Origin of the sequence: Bartonella machadoae, assembly GCF_022559585.1 — a bacterium.
In the GTDB taxonomy this organism is placed as follows: Bacteria; Pseudomonadota; Alphaproteobacteria; order Rhizobiales; family Rhizobiaceae; genus Bartonella; species Bartonella machadoae.
In genome coordinates this window covers 2,405,385-2,423,138 of sequence record NZ_CP087114.1, presented here as the reverse complement: position 1 = coordinate 2,423,138, position 17,754 = coordinate 2,405,385, and the positions used below count along the sequence as shown (strand labels likewise).

General features: G+C 41.5%; 16 protein-coding genes and 3 pseudogenes. 13 read left to right on the top strand and 6 right to left on the bottom strand.

Going from position 1 to position 17,754, the window contains the following annotated elements; all coding sequences use genetic code 11:
* Window positions 1-25 precede the first annotated feature (25 nt).
* The 4 genes from LNM86_RS11495 (at window position 26) to rpsP (ending at window position 3,222) form a co-directional block, all read left to right on the top strand.
* Window positions 26-676, top strand: a complete 651-nt coding sequence (locus LNM86_RS11495; protein ID WP_241437783.1) for a carbonic anhydrase — start codon at window positions 26-28, stop codon at window positions 674-676.
* Window positions 677-918: 242 nt separating this feature from the next.
* A complete protein-coding gene (ffh, locus tag LNM86_RS11490) occupies window positions 919-2,487 on the top strand; it encodes a signal recognition particle protein (RefSeq protein ID WP_241437782.1) in 1,569 nt (522 codons plus the stop codon).
* A gap of 24 nt (window positions 2,488-2,511) precedes the next feature.
* Window positions 2,512-2,823 (top strand): chorismate mutase, encoded by a 312-nt coding sequence (locus LNM86_RS11485; protein WP_241437781.1) that lies wholly within the window; start codon window positions 2,512-2,514, stop codon window positions 2,821-2,823.
* A gap of 33 nt (window positions 2,824-2,856) precedes the next feature.
* Window positions 2,857-3,222, top strand: coding sequence for a 30S ribosomal protein S16 (rpsP, locus tag LNM86_RS11480; RefSeq protein WP_241437780.1), 366 nt, complete (start codon window positions 2,857-2,859; stop codon window positions 3,220-3,222).
* Window positions 3,223-3,347: 125 nt separating this feature from the next.
* Here the strand turns inward: rpsP and LNM86_RS11475 are convergent, their stop codons facing one another.
* Entirely contained in the window at window positions 3,348-3,560 is a 213-nt protein-coding gene (locus LNM86_RS11475) for a DUF1674 domain-containing protein (protein ID WP_241437779.1), read from the bottom strand.
* An 83-nt stretch (window positions 3,561-3,643) separates the two neighbouring features.
* On the opposite strand from LNM86_RS11475, the gene htpX reads away from it, so the two are divergent.
* The 4 genes from htpX (at window position 3,644) to purH (LNM86_RS11455) (ending at window position 9,913) form a co-directional block, all read left to right on the top strand.
* Complete coding sequence (htpX, locus tag LNM86_RS11470; RefSeq protein ID WP_241437778.1) at window positions 3,644-4,684, top strand: zinc metalloprotease HtpX; 1,041 nt, start codon at window positions 3,644-3,646, stop codon at window positions 4,682-4,684.
* A 42-nt stretch (window positions 4,685-4,726) separates the two neighbouring features.
* On the top strand, window positions 4,727-6,094 hold the full coding sequence (locus LNM86_RS11465; protein WP_241437777.1) for an RsmB/NOP family class I SAM-dependent RNA methyltransferase: 1,368 nt from the start codon (window positions 4,727-4,729) through the stop codon (window positions 6,092-6,094).
* A gap of 64 nt (window positions 6,095-6,158) precedes the next feature.
* Complete coding sequence (locus LNM86_RS11460; protein WP_241437776.1) at window positions 6,159-7,856, top strand: heparinase II/III family protein; 1,698 nt, start codon at window positions 6,159-6,161, stop codon at window positions 7,854-7,856.
* 440 nt (window positions 7,857-8,296) lie between these two features.
* Window positions 8,297-9,913 carry a bifunctional phosphoribosylaminoimidazolecarboxamide formyltransferase/IMP cyclohydrolase gene (purH, locus tag LNM86_RS11455; RefSeq protein ID WP_241437775.1) on the top strand — a complete coding sequence of 539 codons (1,617 nt, stop codon included), beginning with the start codon at window positions 8,297-8,299 and terminating at the stop codon, window positions 9,911-9,913.
* Here purH (LNM86_RS11455) and LNM86_RS11450 read toward each other — a convergent pair.
* Window positions 9,871-10,524, bottom strand: a pseudogene (locus LNM86_RS11450) (integrase arm-type DNA-binding domain-containing protein); the annotation flags it as partial. The gene purH (LNM86_RS11455) and the pseudogene LNM86_RS11450 overlap by 43 nt on opposite strands.
* A gap of 307 nt (window positions 10,525-10,831) precedes the next feature.
* Between LNM86_RS11450 and LNM86_RS11445 the strand changes: the two are divergent.
* Complete coding sequence (locus LNM86_RS11445; protein ID WP_241437774.1) at window positions 10,832-10,984, top strand: DUF1127 domain-containing protein; 153 nt, start codon at window positions 10,832-10,834, stop codon at window positions 10,982-10,984.
* Window positions 10,985-11,190: 206 nt separating this feature from the next.
* On the opposite strand, the pseudogene LNM86_RS11440 reads toward LNM86_RS11445, so the two are convergent.
* Window positions 11,191-11,330 (bottom strand): annotated as a pseudogene (locus tag LNM86_RS11440) (SURF1 family cytochrome oxidase biogenesis protein); the annotation flags it as partial.
* Between LNM86_RS11440 and purH (LNM86_RS11435) the strand changes: the two are divergent.
* A pseudogene (gene purH, locus LNM86_RS11435) lies at window positions 11,325-11,483 on the top strand (bifunctional phosphoribosylaminoimidazolecarboxamide formyltransferase/IMP cyclohydrolase); the annotation flags it as partial. The pseudogenes LNM86_RS11440 and purH (LNM86_RS11435) sit on opposite strands and share 6 nt — an antisense overlap.
* Window positions 11,484-11,630: 147 nt before the next feature.
* A complete protein-coding gene (locus LNM86_RS11430) occupies window positions 11,631-11,783 on the top strand; it encodes a DUF1127 domain-containing protein (RefSeq protein WP_241437773.1) in 153 nt (50 codons plus the stop codon).
* A gap of 224 nt (window positions 11,784-12,007) precedes the next feature.
* Here LNM86_RS11430 and LNM86_RS11425 read toward each other — a convergent pair whose 3' ends face one another.
* Window positions 12,008-12,793: an SURF1 family protein gene (locus tag LNM86_RS11425; RefSeq protein WP_241437772.1), complete on the bottom strand. Its 786-nt coding sequence runs from the start codon at window positions 12,791-12,793 to the stop codon at window positions 12,008-12,010.
* Window positions 12,794-13,060: 267 nt separating this feature from the next.
* Between LNM86_RS11425 and rpmB the strand changes: the two genes are divergently transcribed.
* Entirely contained in the window at window positions 13,061-13,366 is a 306-nt protein-coding gene (rpmB, locus tag LNM86_RS11420; protein WP_241437771.1) for a 50S ribosomal protein L28, read from the top strand.
* Between the two features lie 84 nt (window positions 13,367-13,450).
* Window positions 13,451-14,137 carry a VUT family protein gene (locus LNM86_RS11415; protein WP_241437770.1) on the top strand — a complete coding sequence of 229 codons (687 nt, stop codon included), beginning with the start codon at window positions 13,451-13,453 and terminating at the stop codon, window positions 14,135-14,137.
* A 380-nt stretch (window positions 14,138-14,517) separates the two neighbouring features.
* On the opposite strand, the gene cobT is transcribed toward LNM86_RS11415, so the two are convergent.
* Both cobT and cobS read right to left on the bottom strand, forming a co-directional pair.
* Window positions 14,518-16,428, bottom strand: a complete 1,911-nt coding sequence (cobT, locus tag LNM86_RS11410; RefSeq protein WP_241437769.1) for a cobaltochelatase subunit CobT — start codon at window positions 16,426-16,428, stop codon at window positions 14,518-14,520.
* 14 nt (window positions 16,429-16,442) lie between these two features.
* A complete protein-coding gene (cobS, locus tag LNM86_RS11405; RefSeq protein ID WP_241437768.1) occupies window positions 16,443-17,429 on the bottom strand; it encodes a cobaltochelatase subunit CobS in 987 nt (328 codons plus the stop codon).
* Window positions 17,430-17,754: the final 325 nt, after the last annotated feature.

Genomic DNA, 17,754 nt, shown 5'->3' with positions numbered 1-17,754 from the left:
AGTAAGAGGGGAAAGTAAGAAGAGAATGACGTGTTTACCAGAAAGGCTTTTAAGCGGTTACAGGTCTTTTATAAAACATCACTTTTCTTATGAAACAGCACATTATCAACAATTGGCGCTTGAAGGGCAGAAACCTGAGGTTTTTGTGATTGCTTGTTGTGATTCACGAGCAGTACCAGAAACGATTTTTGATGCTAAGCCTGGTGAAATTTTTACGTTGCGTAATGTGGCAAATTTGGTCCCTCCCTTTTCCCCTGATAATCAATATCATGCAACATCAGCGGCTCTTGAATATGCTGTACAATTGCTTGAAGTTAAGCATATTGTTGTGTTCGGTCATGCGCACTGTGGAGGGGTGAGTACGGCTCTTCAAGGGACCTATAAATCTTTATCGTCAAAAGATTTTATTGGGCAATGGATTGATCTTTTGACACCAGCCGCGCAAGATGTTGTTGGCAATAAATCACTGTCTAGGCAAGAGCAGCAGATCGCATTAGAGCAGCTTTCTATTCGTCATTCGTTGAGAAATTTAGAGACATTTCCGTGGATAAAAGCGCGTAAAGAGCAGGGCGTTTTGACGCTACATGGGGTGTGGTTTGATATCTCAAGCGGTGAATTGTGGAGTATAGAACAAGAAACAGGTGATTTTGTGCGTGTTGAGGTTGAGAAATCTTGAAGTGTAATGTTTGCTCTTTTTTAAAATAACTTTTAAAATGAAAGCTATTACATGATAAATCTTGACAAATGTGGGGTTTTATTGTTTGAAAGAATAAGCTTTCAGTGACAAAATAAACTTGGAGCCACCGACTGAGACCCCAGTTGAAGGGTATAAAGAGATCTCAGAGGTCAACATTCGACGGCGCGGTGCGTCCTCGGGTGCCTTTTTGATTTGTTTGTTATGTAGCAATGAGGTAAATAATGTTTGAATCCTTACAAGAACGGCTTGGTTCCATACTGTCTCATTTGACAGGGCGGGGTGCTTTGTCGGATCAGGATGTGACGGAGGCACTGCGCGAAATTCGTCGTGCTTTGCTGGAAGCCGATGTTGCTCTTGATGTCGCACGTTCTTTTACCGATAGGGTTCGTGAAAAAGCTGTTGGGTCTGCAATTGTTAAATCAATTAAACCTGGACAGATGGTTGTTAAAATCGTTCATGATGAATTGGTTAAAGTTCTGGGTAGTGAAGGCGTTTTGAGCGATTTAAATGCTCCAGCACCTGTTGTTATCATGATGATTGGTTTGCAAGGTTCCGGAAAAACAACGACAACAGCAAAACTTGCAAAGCGTTTTACGGATAAAAATAATAAAAAAGTTCTCATGGCGTCATTAGATACACGCCGTCCTGCAGCACAGGAACAGCTCCGCCAATTAGGAGAACAGGCACAACTGGCAAGCTTACCTATTATTGCCGGACAGTCTCCCGTTGATATCGCATCCCGTGCGGTACAGGCAGCAAAATTGGGCGGTTATGATGTGCTGATTCTTGATACAGCAGGACGGAACCATATTGATGAAGCTTTGATGTTGGAGTTAGCCGAAATTAAAGCATGTTCCCTTCCCCATGAAATTATGTTGGTTGCCGATAGTCTTACGGGGCAGGATGCTGTTCATCTGGCACGCTCTTTTGATGAACGGGTGGGAATTACAGGAATTATTTTAACACGTATGGATAGTGATGGTCGCGGTGGTGCTGCTCTTTCAATGCGTGCCGTGACCGGAAAGCCTATTAAAGCAATTGGAATTGGCGAAAAAATAGATGCTTTGGAAGAGTTCCATCCTAGTCGTATTGCTGATCGTATCCTTGGAATGGGCGATATTGTTTCTTTGGTTGAAAAAGCTGCGGAAACAATGGATCATGAAAAAGCAACCGCTTTGGCAAAAAAAATGCAGGCGGGAAAATTTGATCTCAATGACTTGGCAGAGCAATTGCAAAAAATGAAAAAACTTGGCGGAATGGGTGGCATTATGGGGATGTTACCGGGTTTTAGTAAAGTTAAAGATCAGATTGCTGCTGCGGGGCTTGATGACCGTTTGTTTAATCGTCAATTGGCTATCATTTCGTCAATGACACCCTTGGAGAGAGCCAATCCTGAAATTTTGAAACATAGCCGTAAACAACGGATTGCTAAGGGGTCTGGTACAAGTGCTGCTGATATTAATAAGCTTTTAAAAATGCATCGACAAATGGCTGATATGGTCAAAGCCATAGGCGGCAAAGGAAAAAGCGGCTTGATGGGAAAAATGTTAGGGGGGCTTGGTGCTAAGATGGGGTTGGGGAGTATGGGAGCTGTTGGTGGAGATTCTGGGGCGCTTCCCGATTTATCAGGGTTTGATCCAAAGCAGTTTTCAACACTTCAAAAGCAAATTGAGAACGGTAATGGAGGGAAGGGCTTACCCGGTCTTCCAGGGCATGGATTTACATTTCCGGGGCTTGCCAATGACATTGCAGAGAGGGGAAAATTTCCTCAGCATCCCAAGAAAAAATAAGATGTAAAGAGGGAAAGAAATATAATGCAGGAAAAGATATTGGATGAATTGGCGCATTTACGAGCGTCCATTGATAATTTTGATGCAGCGTTGGTTCATATTTTGGCAGAGCGTTTTCGTTGTACAAAGGCTGTTGGACACTTAAAAGCCCAGTATGATTTGCCTGCGGTGGATTCTGCGCGTGAAAAAAACCAAGTTGCGCGGTTGCGACAATTGGCTATAGAGAGCCATCTCGATTCCGATTTTGCTGAGAAATTTTTGAATTTTGTCATTAAAGAGGTGGTGCGTCAGCATGAAATTATTGCTGAAGAGCACAAACAAAATAAATCAATTTAAACGAAAGCCAAAACTGATAATAGGAGATGAAATATGGCATTAAAAATTCGTTTGTCCCGTGGAGGTTCAAAAAAACGTCCTTACTATCATATCGTTGTTGCGGATGTTCGTAGTCCGCGTGATGGGCGGTTTCTTGAACGTGTTGGTGCATGGGATCCAATGTTGCCTAAAGAGGCACCACGTGTAAAACTGAATGAGGAACGTATTCAGTATTGGCTTGGTCATGGAGCACAACCAACAGACCGTGTTTTACGGTTTTTGGATGCTGCTGGCTTGAAAAAGCGCCCAACCCGCAATAATCCACAAAAAGGTGAACCTGGCAAAAAAGCACAAGAACGTATTGCTGCGGCAAAGCAAGCTGCTGAAGAAGCTGCTGCTTCAACAGCAGAAGAAGTATAATGTTTCTGAAAACATCATTCCTTCTACACGTTTTTTGAAGAACAACGATAATTCTCCGTTTTTGATAAACAAAAACGGGTTTTTTCTAAAGGGGCATTTGATTTTTAAAATCAAAATTGGTTCTTCTAGAAGTCAATGGCGCGACCTTTGATTTCCCAGTCTCCATAGCGTGAGGGATCTTTTCCGCCGCGTCCACCCTTTTCTAAAGGCTTTTCTTTATCTGTTTCATGCTTGCGCCTTTCTTCAGCTTCATGGAGGGCACGCTGTGCTGCGGGAGAGAGGGGCTGCTGTTGATTCGTTGTTTTTTGTTTGCTTATTTTCTGGTCTTTGTTATCCATTTTACACCTATTCCATTGAAGAAGCAGAAAGAAAACCCCATCATATAACATTGATTGTATTTTATTATGGAGTTTTTTGAGTAATGAACATAATGCGTACAGCCATGCTTTTGGCTTTTATGACGGCTCTTTTTATGGGAGTTGGTTATCTTGTTGGCGGCGGCGGGGGTATGATCATTGCGCTCGTGATGGCAAGTGGTCTCAATTTTTTTTCTTATTGGAATTCGGATAAAATTGTTCTCCGAATGTACAATGCACGTGAAGTTGATCAAAATTCCTCGCCGGTTTATTATAAAATTGTTAGCGATTTAGCTAGGAGAGCTTCTCTTCCTCAACCAAAAATTTACGTTATTGAGAGTGCACAGCCAAATGCTTTTGCGACAGGACGCAATCCTCAAAATGCTGCTGTTGCTGCGAGTACTGGATTGTTGAAGATGTTGAGTCCAGAGGAAATTGCTGGCGTTATGGCGCATGAGCTAGCACATATTGAACATCGTGATACATTAACAATGACGTTGACGGCAACGATTGCTGGAGCGATTTCGATGCTTGGTAATTTTGCTTTTTTTATGGGTGGGCAGCGTCATTCTTCAGAACATTCTCATGGTGGAGGGCTTGGCAGTCTTATAACTCTGCTCGTGGCGCCTTTTGCAGCAATGCTGGTGCAAATGGCGATTAGTCGCACACGTGAATATGCTGCTGATCGTCGCGGGGCTGAAATATGTGGTAATCCCTTATGGTTGGCTTCTGCGTTGCGTAAAATTGCCGATGGTGGACGGGGGATCTATAATGAAGAAGCAGAGCATAATCCAGCAACAGCGCATATGTTTATTATTAATCCCTTGAGTGGGGAAGGCGCTGATAGCCTTTTTTCTACCCATCCGGCGACGGCAAATCGTATTGCTGCTCTTTATCGGCAGGCGGAAGAAATGAAAGGATTAATCGTCAAAGACATGGAGTGGAATGGAGAAGGTGGTTTGCAGGAAAAAAGCACGGGATTAGATTATGGAAATGTGAATCTTGGTGCTCAAACCCATCTATCAAGTGATCGTGAAAATAATGGCTTTCAACGTGTTACAAAGCGTCCTTCTTGGCTTCGTTATGAAAAGACAAAGAAATCTTGATTATTGAGTTTTGAGGGGGAATAAAGGTGTAAGGGTATTGATTTGAAAGACAAGAAAGCGGGGCATGTGTCCGAAAGAAATGTTCCAGGACTAGCTGTTCGACAGGTGTGTGTTCGTCTTTTGGGAGCGGTGCTTGATAAGAAGGCGTCTCTTGCTGGTTTAACGGATAATGAACATGGGCATCCGCAATATTTAGGGCTTTCACAACGCGATCGCTCGTTGTGTCGTGCTATTTTGACAGCAGCATTGCGTCATCGGGGGCAAATTACCGCTGCTTTATCACGCTTTTTGGTGCGTCCTTTGCCCGCGCAAGCGCTTGCACTACAGCATCTTTTGCATGTCAGTGTGGCGCAAATCCTTTACCTTGATATCCCTGATCATGCTGCTCTCGATTTGGCTGTGCGTGTGGCCAAAATTGATCCGCGTATGCGCCGTTTTTCAGGCGTGGTGAATGCTCTTTTGCGCAATGTTGCGCGTGAGGCGGTGTTATTGCGCCAACAGGTTTCGACCATGGAGGGGATTCCTGCGTGGTTTTCGCAGCTTTTGGTTTCAACATACGGAAAAGAAAAAGCAGATCAAATTTTGGCTGTTCAAAGTACGCCGCCGCCCCTCGATTTAACTGTTAAATCCGATAGTGTTGGGTGGGCTAAACGGCTTGAGGGTGTTGTTTTGCCGAATGGTTCCGTTCGATTGAGTCGTTTGGATTGTTCTGTGACTGATTTACCAGGTTATACAGAGGGCGCTTGGTGGGTTCAGGATTTTGCTGCGGCGTTGCCTGCTTATTTGCTTGGGGATATTCAGGGGAAAAATGTTGCTGATCTTTGTGCAAGCCCTGGTGGAAAAACAGCACAATTGGCTTTGCAAGGGGCTAAGGTGACAGCAGTTGATCTGTCTGCTCATCGGTTAAAACGTTTAAAAGCAAATATGGAGCGCTTGCATTTTACAGTTCATACGTGGTTGGGGGATATGAGAGATTTTCATCCTCAACAGCTTTTTGATGCTGTCCTTCTTGATGCTCCTTGTTCTTCTACAGGGACAATACGCCGTCATCCGGATATTTTATGGACGAAATCAATGGACGATATCGTCAAATTAGCGGCGTTGCAATATGATTTGCTTGTTGTGGCGATTGCTTTGGTGAAGATAGGCGGGTGTCTTGTTTTTTCTAATTGTTCCTTAGCAAGGGAAGAGGGTGAAGATCTTATTGAGAAAATTTTATCGACACGTAATGACATTGTTTTGGAACCTATTGGTGCAGAAGAAATGGGCGCAATGGCGCATTTGCTCTCTGTGAGAGGGACTTTACGAACGACTCCTGCTGATTTTTGTCAGCAAAATTTTGACGCTGAGAAAAACCTGTTATTAGGAATGGATGGTTTTTTTGCGGCACGCCTGCGAAAAGTGGCTTAATTAACGGTTCATTTACTAAAATGGCTGAAATTGTACGTGATTTGGTACGTACGGAGTTGAAATTGTGGCGGTCGCAGTAAAAGGTTATCAGGTAAAGGCGTCGGATTTTGGATATAGGATATACCAATTGATACGGCGTTTATCCGTTGGTCCTCTGTTTCGTTGGCGGTTCTCGGGATTTCGTCCCCATAAAATTTTAGCGCATCCCATTGATTTGCATTTAGCTGATCCGGTGATGGCGCACGAATTTTATCATGGTCGTTTTGCTTTTGCTGGTCATATTGTTGATGCTGGTGCTGTTTCACCTTTTGCCTTAGTCCCACCAGCACCAGAATGGGAAGCCGCTTTGCATGATTTTCATTGGCTGCGACATATGGCGGCAGCAGAGAGTGATTTGGCTGTAGCACATGCGCGTTCTCTGTTAGAAGATTGGCTTGATCATGGTGGTAAAACAGTAAAAGGGCTTGCTTGGAGTGGACCGGTTGTGGCTCGACGTTTGATTTCGTGGATTTGCCATTCGAAAATATTGTTGCAAGGGGCAAGTGAACGGTTTGAAAAACGCTTTTTACGTGCACTTGGCTTTCAGTTTCGTTATTTGCGCACAGTGATTTGTAGCATGGAAAGCGATGATCAACGTTTACAAGCCGCTGCCGCTTTGACATTTGCCTCTCTTGCTTTGCCGGTTTCTGCGGCAATCAAAAAAAAGGTGCAAAACTTTCTTATAGAGGAGCTTTCCCGCCAGATTTTGGTTGATGGTGGTCATATTTCACGTAGTCCTGCCATTTTGCTCAATTTGTTATCAGATTTATTGTCGCTCCGTCATCTGTTTGTGAAGAGTCATGAAACAGCACCACAGATCCTCATTGATTCTGTTGAACGTATGTTGCCAGCTTTACGGTTTTTTATTCATGAAGATCAAACGTTGGCGCATTTTAATGGAGTTGGACCACTTGTCTCTAAGCACTTATCAACCGTTTTAGAGCTTGATGAGACAGCTGGGCATCCTTTTAGCTATGCACGTTATTCAGGGTTTCAACGTTTACAAGCGCATCAAACGACAGTGCTTGCCGATACAGGAAAATTTCCGCCACGTTCTGTTGCACAACATGCGAGTTCTGGATGTTTGTCGTTTGAGATGTCTTCACAAGGAAGCCGCTTTATTATCAATACAGGTGTCCCTTATGGACGTGAGGAATATCGACATTTAGGACGTGTTACCGCAGCCCATTCAACCGCAACGGTTAATGATTGTTCAGTGGGCATTTTTCGTGAAAAAAAGAGGAAAGGCGTTTCACTTTTGCTTGAAGGGCCAACGGATGTTAAAGTACGCCGTATAGAGGATTCAGAAAAAACGGGCTTTATTGCGAGCCATGATGGCTATGTGCGGCCTTTTAATCTTATCCATGAGCGTGGTCTTATTTTAGCAACAAATGGAACAATGATTGAAGGTTTTGACCGCTTTTTCGCGCCACCTAAGGGGCTTGTAAAAAGACATAAGGCAGAGCAAAATGAACAGCATAATGTTGCTGTTCGGTTTCATCTTCATCCCCAAGTTGAGGTTAACTATGATGGCAATGGTGTGCGTTTAGCCGTTCAAGGTGGGCAAGAGTGGTATTTTATGTCACCTGACGCTGATATTTTTCTTGAAGATTCGATTGATTTTGCTGAATCTAAAGGTCCGCAACGCACACAGCAGATCGTTTTATATTTCCGTCCTGCATTCCAAGAGAAAGTGTGTTGGCGTTTTACGTGCCATCCGTGAAAATAATGATCAGATCATCAGGCCACACCATCATTTGAAACCGTTGCAATAAACCATCATACTCTTTGCTAGCCCGCAATGTTGCGACAGCCCTTGTTATTGAGACGATTCATTAAAGACATTTTTGCTCCTTTCTTTAGAGTTTTTTATCCACACAATAATCCCACTTGTGATGTGCAAAGGGATAATTGTGATTGATTCAACATAAGCAGGTTTGAAATGAGAGAATCTTAGGATATTCGGGTCTCTCATTCAACAGGCAAAACGATTAATTATCATTATAAATCAATGTCTTGTCTTCTTTGCACTGGTAAAGATAAGATCTTTCTTTGTGCGTTAAAAAAGATATTTTCTCCTTTCAGTGTATTTTGAGAATGGCATATGCTATAGATATGTGAGTGCGTTTTTCTTAAATGGTCATTATTTTTAGGATTCTTCTTATGGGTGTTGTTGCAAAAAGTTTTCCCATACCTGATCTTCATCGGGTTCGTCGTGTTCTTCTGTCTGTGTCGGATAAGACCGGTTTGGTCCCGTTTGCGCAAGCGCTTCATAATTATGGTATTGAATTGATTTCGACAGGAGGGACAGCCAAAGCTTTGATGGCTGCGGGGTTAGCTGTCAAAGATGTCGCTGAAATTACAGGATTTCCAGAAATAATGGATGGACGTGTTAAAACTCTTCATCCTTTGATTCATGGTGCTCTGTTAGGTGTAAGACAGGACCCTAGCCATAGGGAAGCTATGGAAAAGCATGGTATTTGTGAAATCGATCTTCTGGTGGTTAATCTTTATTCTTTTGAAGAGACTGCTCAATCTGGTGCTGAGAGACAAATGATTATTGAAAATATTGATATTGGTGGACCGGCAATGATTCGTGCGGCAGCAAAGAATCATGCCTATACTGGTGTTATCACGGCGGTGAGTGATTATGATGCTGTTCTTGCGGAATTAAAAAAACATGATGGGTGTCTCAGTTTGTCTATGCGCCGTCAGTTAGCACTACGTGCCTATGCACACACTGCGGCTTATGATGCCGCTATAGCGGCTTGGTTCGCACAGGATTTAAAAATCGAAACGCCATCATGGCAAAGTTTTTCTGGTCATCTTGAAAGTGTCATGCGTTATGGAGAAAATCCGCATCAACAGGCGGCATTTTATCGTAATAATGAGAAACGTTTTGGTGTTGCAACAGCTAAACTTTTACAAGGTAAAGCACTCTCTTATAACAATATGAATGATACAGATGCGGCATTTGAACTTGTGGCAGAATTTGATCCTCAAAGGACTGCTGCTGTTGCGCTTATTAAGCATGCCAACCCTTGTGGTGTTGCAGAAGGACAGAGTTTGAAAGAAGCTTATTTGAAAGCACTCATGTGTGATAATGTCTCCGCATTTGGTGGAATTGTTGCGTTAAATCAAACTCTTGATGAAGAATGTGCAGCAGAAATTGTCAAGATTTTCACGGAAGTGATTATCGCTCCTGATGCAACAATGGCAGCACGTGAAATTATTGCCAAGAAAAAGAATCTTCGTTTGTTGATAACAGGTGGTGTTCCTGATCCACGATGTGGAGGGCTTGTTACCAAAACACTTGCTGGTGGAATGTTAGTGCAGTCGCGTGATAATATGGTGGTGGATGATCTTAATCTGCAAGTGGTGACAAAGCGGGCCCCAAGCCAAGATGAAATGCGTGATCTTCAATTCGCTTTTCGGGTGGTGAAGCACGTCAAATCAAATGCTATTGTGTATGCAAAAAAGTGTGCAACTGTTGGTATTGGTGCCGGCCAAATGAGCCGTATTGATTCGGCTCAAATTGCTGCGCGTAAAGCTGAAGAAAGTGCGCAAAGAGCGGGCTTAACAGAATCTCTTGCCAAAGGGTCGGTGGTTGCATCGGATGCATTTTTTCCTTTTGCCGATGGCTTATTGGCAGCTGTTGACGCTGGTGCAACAGCTGTTATTCAACCAGGTGGTTCCATGCGTGATGAGGAAGTGATTGCTGCTGCTGATGCCCATGGTTTAGCTATGGTTTTTACAGGTGTACGGCATTTTCGCCATTGATACTCAGGATTATTGCTTCCTAATAATAAAGCTTTTGCTTTTTCTTTTGCCTGTAAATCAACATCCAAACCCATTGCAGCAGCGTGTTTCAGACAAAGATTAAGACGGATGAGAGCTCTACGAGCTGTTCCAGCTTTTGTATGTCAAATCGGTGCAAGTGTATTGCGTATAATCTGTTTGGGGAATCTCTGAAAACCGGTATACAACCTAATTTAGGGAGAATATGAAGGCGTAGAGGTGAAAACCAATCTCCATTCTTACCGTCATTTTGAGTTTAGTTTTACAGTTTTCAAAAGCATTGAGAGCGATATTTTCTAAATAATGCAGATTACGCATTGCCTTATGCTTTTGTTTTTCACGTTCTTTAATGGGGTCGCGACCCTCATGTAAAACAGAACACCATTGTCTTGCACATTTACGCGCTTTTTTTAGAGACATTTCTTAAAGCACCCAAGCCCATTTAACGGCGGCATCCGTGAATGGTATAGCGTAAAAGCCATTGAGCACCACCACCTTTACGCTTATGAAGGTACAAGCCGGCTCCATCATACTATTTATCGGCCTCTAATGTTGCGACAGTTCTTGGTATTTAGACGATTCATAAGAGACATTTTTACTTCTTTCTAAACGGTTTTTTACTCACACGATAACCCCGCTTATGACGTGCAAGTAAAAAACTTTAATTGATTCAAAATGAAATGATTTGATATGAGAGAATCTTAGGATATTCTGGGACCTCATTCAACATGCAAAACAGTAAATTATCGTTATAAATCAATATCTTGTTTAATAAACAAGGTTAACTTCTCATGTCATAAGTGCATATCTATTATGAAGTTATCGCACAACTCTTTTTTGTAATTTACTTTATCTTATAACTTGGTAATGATTCAAATGAGGTTTGGGGGGGGTAAAAATATGAATATTCTACGTTCTTATAGTAATTGGCGCCGGTATCAGCGAACAGTTAATGCGTTAGACCGTCTTTCAACACATGAATTGAATGATCTTGGTATTTATCGCGGTAATATTCATTCAATTGCGCGCTATTATTCGCATCAATCCTTCTAATTGTTTTTGTGATAATATTTAAAAGAGTATGGGAATGAGCGGCACCTGTTCGTGTGTGCTGGTTGTTCCTGTATGCTTTTTTTGCAAAAGAAAATAAAGGACATAAAGCCATGTATGAAACTCTCAGCACAATAGGGCGAGGGGTGTTTTGTTGTGAAATATTTTCTTATCAAAGTAAGATCGTTTAACAGCCCTTTTTCACGAGTTTGTTGCAATAGAAAAAGAGAACCACTGAGAACACCAGCAGCTAAAATAAACCACGTGATAGCATAGACAAGATGATTATTGCGAAAATGCATAACCGTTATGCTAGCAATGAGAGGCTTTTTTGTGGAGCTGTTTTTTTCTTTTTGCAGATGGTTTGTTGGCAGCTTTTGGCGCTGGTGCAACAGCTGTTATTCAACTAGGTGGTTTCATGCGTGATGAGGAAGTGATTGCTGTTGCTGATGCCCATGGTTTAGCCATGGTTTTACAAGATATATGGCATTTTCGCCATTGATGCTCAGGATTATTGCTTTTTGCTAATGGGATAAGCTTTTCATGTCATAAGTGCATATCTGTTATGAAGTTATAACACAACTCTTTTGTGTAATTTGCTTTATCTTACAATCTATTACTGATTCAAATAAGGTTTGGGGGTAAAAATATGAATATCCTACGTTCTTATAGTAATTGGCGTCGTTATCGGCGGACAGTTAATGCGTTGGGTTGTCTTTCAACACACGAATTGAATGATCTTGGCATTTATCGTGGCAATATTCGTTCAATTGCACGCTATTATTCGCATAAATCCTTCTAATTTTTTTAGTAGCATTGACAAAGAGTATGGGGATGGGCTGCACTTATTTGGGTGTAGTGGCTGTTTCTGTATGCTGTTTTTTGAAAAAGCACATATAAGTTATGTGTGAAATTCTCAACACAATACGCTGAGGGGGGTGTTTTGTTGTGAAATATTTGCTTATCAAAATAAAATTGTTTAGCAGTCCCTTTTCACGAGGTGAATGCTTTGTTTCTTGTCTTTTTTTAACGTTTTTGTTGCAATAGAAAAAGAGAACCACCGAGAACACCAGCAGCTAAGATAAACCACGTGATAGCATAGACAAGGTGATTATTGCGAAAATGCACAACCGTTAAGCCAGCAATGGGAAGCTTTTTTTGTGGAGCTGTTTTTTTCCCAGCGTCAATAAAATAGGGGGCAACGGTGGATAAACCAAGTTTTTGTGCCATAGCGGGAAGATCACGTGTATACCACAAATCGTTATCAGGATTATTTTTACGTGGGAAAAATCCATTTTTTTCGCTCATGCGTAATAAACCTATGATGGTGGTTTGCTCTGGATTTTGTGTAGAATCTTGCTGGCTGGATTGCTCCATGTCTGCTTGCTCTGCTCTTTGAAAGTTTTGACGTGCATCCATGGGGATAAAACCGCGATTCACGAAGGTTAGGGTGTTATCGGCTGTTTGTAAGGGGGTTAAAACCCAGTAACCCGTAGTATTTTGAGCAACAGCAGTAACAAAAATATTTTTGTCTGTCAGAAACTTTCCTGTAATGACGACAGGGCGATACTCATCTTTCTCAAAAGTAACGTGCCCCCATTGATTTTGCGGTGGTGCTTTGATGGGAGGCAAGTGAACACGTTGATTGGCACTGATGATAAGATTTGTTTTCCAGTTTAAGCGTTGTATTTGCCATACACCTAGTGCACTAAAGAGAAAGAAAAAACACGTCAATAAAATGCCAAAGAGAAGTGAAGAAAAGCGAATATGTTTTCCTTTAAGTTCTGTCATGGAAGAAACTGTTTTGTTCATGATTAACACTTCCCCTTTTAGAATGATAAGCATCCTTTTAGCACTATTGGGCGTTAAAAAAAACATTTTGTACGTCTTTTCTGGAAAATCATGCAAAAATTCGCTTACGAGGGATGCAAAAGACTCTATAAAAGACTTGACCTTTTGTTGTTGACACCCTATTAGAAACATACTTTCTCAATAATGCCCGTTTGAGGGAACTTTTTGCGTTGTTCTTTTTTCGGGTATTGAGATTTTACAGTTTCTTAGAGTTTAAAGGTGAAGTTTATGTCTCGTGCCTGCGAATTGACAGGAAAAACAGTTCTTTATGGTAACAATGTTAGCCATGCGAACAATAAAACACGTCGTCGTTTTTTACCAAATCTTTGCAATGTGACATTGATTTCAGAAGTGTTACAGCAAAGTTATCGCTTGCGTGTTTCAGCAAGTGCCTTGCGTTCTGTTGAGCACCGCGGTGGTCTTGATGGCTTTTTGGTCAAAGCTGATGATAAAGAATTGTCGCAACGTGCCCGTTTGTTAAAACGCCAAATCATTAAGAAAAAAGCTGAAAATAAGGCTGAACAAGCAGCATAGTTGTTTTTCGTTTTGAAGCTTTTGTTTTGGCTTTTTACTCTTTGATTGCTGTCTTTTATTGGTTCCATAACCCAAGTAAAAAAAATGTCTTCAGTACAGAATCTTTTATTCGCGCAGCAAAAGGGAAAGTATATTGCTTTCTCTATCCTTGCGATGTGCTTTACTGTAACTGCTTCTAATGTTTTGGTACAGTATCCTGTCTATTGGTTTGATTTAAACGAACTCCTAACCTATGGTGCTTTCACCTATCCGATTGCTTTTCTGATCAATGATTTGACCAATCGCTTTTGTGGTCCAGCCGCAGCGCGGCGTGTGGTTTATGCTGGTTTTGTTTCTGGTGTTTTTGTTTCTTGGATCTTGGCTACACCACGGCTTGCAATTGCTTCTAGTTTAGCATTCTTATTTGGGCAACTGCTTGATATTATGGTTTTTACGCCTTTACGACGTAAAACATGGTGGAAAGCGCCTTTAGCTGCGGCGTTGGTTGGTTCTGCTTTGGATACGGTTCTGTTTTTTTCTCTTGCTTTCGCTAGCTGTTTTTCCTTTATCGATCAGGTGACAGGCTATGCTGATAGTTCAATCTTGGGGGCGACTTTTTGGGGGGGGATGGAGATTCCTATTTGGCTCTCGCTTGCTTTTGGCGATTTCTCAATAAAAATTATTATGAGTCTGTTCATGTTGATTCCTTATGGAGCAATCCTTAAAGCTGTAAAAATCCCTCTTTATAACAATTATTCAAAGGATAAATCACCTTTTGTTGGTAATGAGTAGTATTGATTTATCCTCTTCTCATTTTTGAAAAGAGAAGAGGGAGGGCTTTGTCGTTTTATATGATAAGATATTGATTTGTAGTGATAATTTATCATTTTGCATTTTGAATGAGAGCTTCAAATACAATAAGATTTTTTCATTGCAAATGTTCTCATCACAAACCAATAAAGAGTGTTTATTTTTACGCTACAGGTAGGGATGTGGTGGTAAAATCGTTTAAAAACTGAAAAGACTTCATGAGAAGCGCTTAAATATAAGAGCCTTTGACACTATTGAGAGCGGATAAATATAAAGCGGACAAATATAATGATGCGTATAATCGTCGTGCTGGTTTGTAGAGCATCTCTTTCAATGTCACACTATGCTATCATGGGACTGATTTAAAAAGTTTTTAATCTTTTATGGCGATAGAATGTTTTATTGCTAAAGAGCTCTTCTAATTGCTTTGTTATAGCGCTGGCGAGTTCTTCAGCATTCATAATTGTGACAGCACGTTGATAATAGCGTGTGACATCATGACCAATGCCAATGGCAATGAGTTCTATAGGAGAATGGGTTTGGATTTCTTGAATGACAGCGCGTAAATGTTTTTCCAGATAATTACCGGTATTAACCGATAGTGTTGAATCATCGACAGGGGCTCCATCAGAAATAACCATGAGAATGCGTCGTTGTTCACGCCGTGATAAAAGGCGTTGATGCGCCCAGATTAATGCTTCACCATCGATATTTTCTTTCAGTATGCCCTCTTGCATCATTAAACCTAAATTACGTCGTGCTCGACGCCATGGGGTATCCGCACTTTTATAGATAATATGACACAAATCATTGAGGCGTCCTGGATTAGCCGGTTTGTTTTGGCTAAGCCACTGTTCGCGTGATTTCCCACCTTTCCAAGCTTTTGTGGTAAAGCCTAAAATTTCAACTTTAACACCGCAACGTTCAAGGGTTTGTGCTAAAATATCTGCACAACTGGCTGCAACAGTCATTGGTCGTCCGCGCATTGAGCCTGAATTATCAATGAGCAGTGAAACAACGGTATCACGAAAGGGGGTATTGCTTTCCATTTTGAAAGAAAGAGGTTGCATGGGGTCAATGATCAGACGGGGAAGCCGCGCTGTATCGAGGTATCCTTCCTCAAGATCAAAATTCCAATTGCGATTTTGTTGTGCCATAAGACGGCGCTGTAGGCGATTGGCTAAACGCCCAACAATGTTTTGCAGATGATTGATTTGTTTATCAAGAGAGTGGCGTAACTGATCTAATTCGCTTTCAGGACAACAATCTATCGCTTCCAGAATTTCATCAAACTGTCGGGTGAAAACTTTATAATTGCCAAGTTTTTCCATTTGTTCTGAATCAGTGAAAAGGTGTTTGGCTTGGCTCGATTTTTTTTGCCAAGAACTTCTCTCTTGCTCTTCTTCGGCTTTATCGCTGTCATTGGCTTGTGTCGCTTGTGTTTTTCCCTTGTTTTGCGCATCACTTTCTTGTTCTGCTGTTGTTTGTTCTTCACTTTGGGTTTTTTTTTCGTTGGTGCTCTCTTCCTCTGCTTGATTTTGGGGTTCACACTGGTTTTCTAATTTTTTATTATTTTCACTGTCAGAAGTTTCTTCTAGTTGGACTGCCATTTTTAATGTCACAAGCATTTGACGAACAACGCGTGCAAAAGCAGGTTGGTTGTAAATATGGTGTGTGAGTTCGTTTAGTTCTTTTGCAGCTTTTTGTTCGATTTCTTGACGCCATAACTCTAAGACCGGTCCAGATTCTTTTGGGGGAGGGCGTTTGGTTATTTTTTCACGCAATAAAAGTGCAATGGCTTCTTGGATGGGAGCTTCACTTTGCGTGTTAATCTTTTGGTAATCGGCCCTTTGATATTTATCGGCAAGCATAGCATCGATATTTTGCGCAATTCCCTCCATGGCTAAGGTGCCGATAGCTTCAACACGTGTTTGTTCAAGAGCTTCAAAGATGGCACGGGCTTCTGATTCTTGTGGAACAAATTGTGTGTGAATGCGGTTATCATGCCATGCTGTGCGCAGAGCCATGGAATCGCCTAATCCACGCGTAATCGTGATATCTTTGTTTGTTGCGTGTTGTGGCAATTCCGGTAAACGTGCATAATGTTCATGCAAAGATGGTCTGTTATGGCTAAAGGAAACTTCAAGCTTTGCTGTACCAGAAAGAGCACGGATACAGGTGGAAAGTGCTTTTTTAAAAGCTATAGCATTAAAAGTTGTGTTGGGAGAATTATTGGTTAAATTTTTGCTGTTATCACCAGTACCGGTCGTCATGATTGACCTATTCCTTAAGGCGAAACACCATGAATGTGTGATTCAGGAAGTTCCTCCCCAAAGGCACGTTGATAGAATTCTGCAACAGTAGCACGTTCTAGTTCATCACATTTATTGAGAAAAGTGAGTCGAAAGGCAAAGCCAACATTTTGAAAAATTTCCGTATTTTCTGCCCAAGTGATGACAGTGCGTGGGCTCATGACGGTTGAAAGATCTCCATTGATAAAAGACTGACGCACCATATCAGCAACATGGACCATTTGTGAAATGGTTTTTTTCCCCTCTGCTGTTTGAAAAGCTTTAACCTTGGAACAAACAATATCAACCTCTTTATCATGAGGTAAATAATTGAGGATTGTCACAAGGGACCAGCGGTCCATTTGGGCTTGGTTGATTTGTTGTGTGCCGTGATAAAGTCCTGTTGTATCACCAAGGCCAATGGTGTTTGCTGTGGCAAAAAGACGAAAAGCCAAATGAGGCGTTATAACACGGCTTTGGTCAAGCAAGCTTAGTCGTCCAGAAGCTTCAAGAACGCGTTGGATAACAAACATAACATCAGGACGTCCCGCATCATATTCATCAAAAACAAGAGCAATATTGTTTTGATAAGCCCATGGCAAAATGCCTTCTTTAAATTCAGTGATTTGTAAGCCATCTTTTAAAACAATGGCATCTTTTCCTACAAGATCAATACGGCTCACATGACTGTCGAGATTAATGCGTATACAAGGCCAGTTAAGACGGGCGGCAACTTGTTCAATATGTGTCGATTTACCAGTGCCGTGATAACCGGAAATCATGACACGGCGATTAAAGGCAAAGCCTGCTAAAATTGCTAAAGTTGTTTGTTGATCAAAAAGATAATCGGGATCTATATCGGGAACGTGAGCGCTTTTTGTGCTAAAAGCAGGGACTTTCATATCCGTATCAACATGAAACAAATCACGAGCACAAACTGTGATATCGGGCATATTTTCAACTGTAAGTTTTTTTTCTGTCATTGTTTTTCCGGAAGGGAAAGGATGCTCTTTTTATTCGTTAGAAAACGATACAAGAGTTAGAGTACTTATGCAATGCCCTATCATGAGAGTTTTAGATCTCAAAGCAGCCTTTAATCAGATGTTTCCTCATCTCTTGCATTAAGCCGGCATCACCATACTGTTTTTCAGGCTCCAATGTTGCAATCGCTCTTGCGTTTAGACGTTCCATTGCTTCATTAAAGGTCTTTTACTCCTTTTTGCTCGTTTTTATCCACATGATAGTCTTATTTGTGATGTGCAAAGGAATGGTTTTGATTGCTTCAACATCAGCAGGGTTGAAATGAGA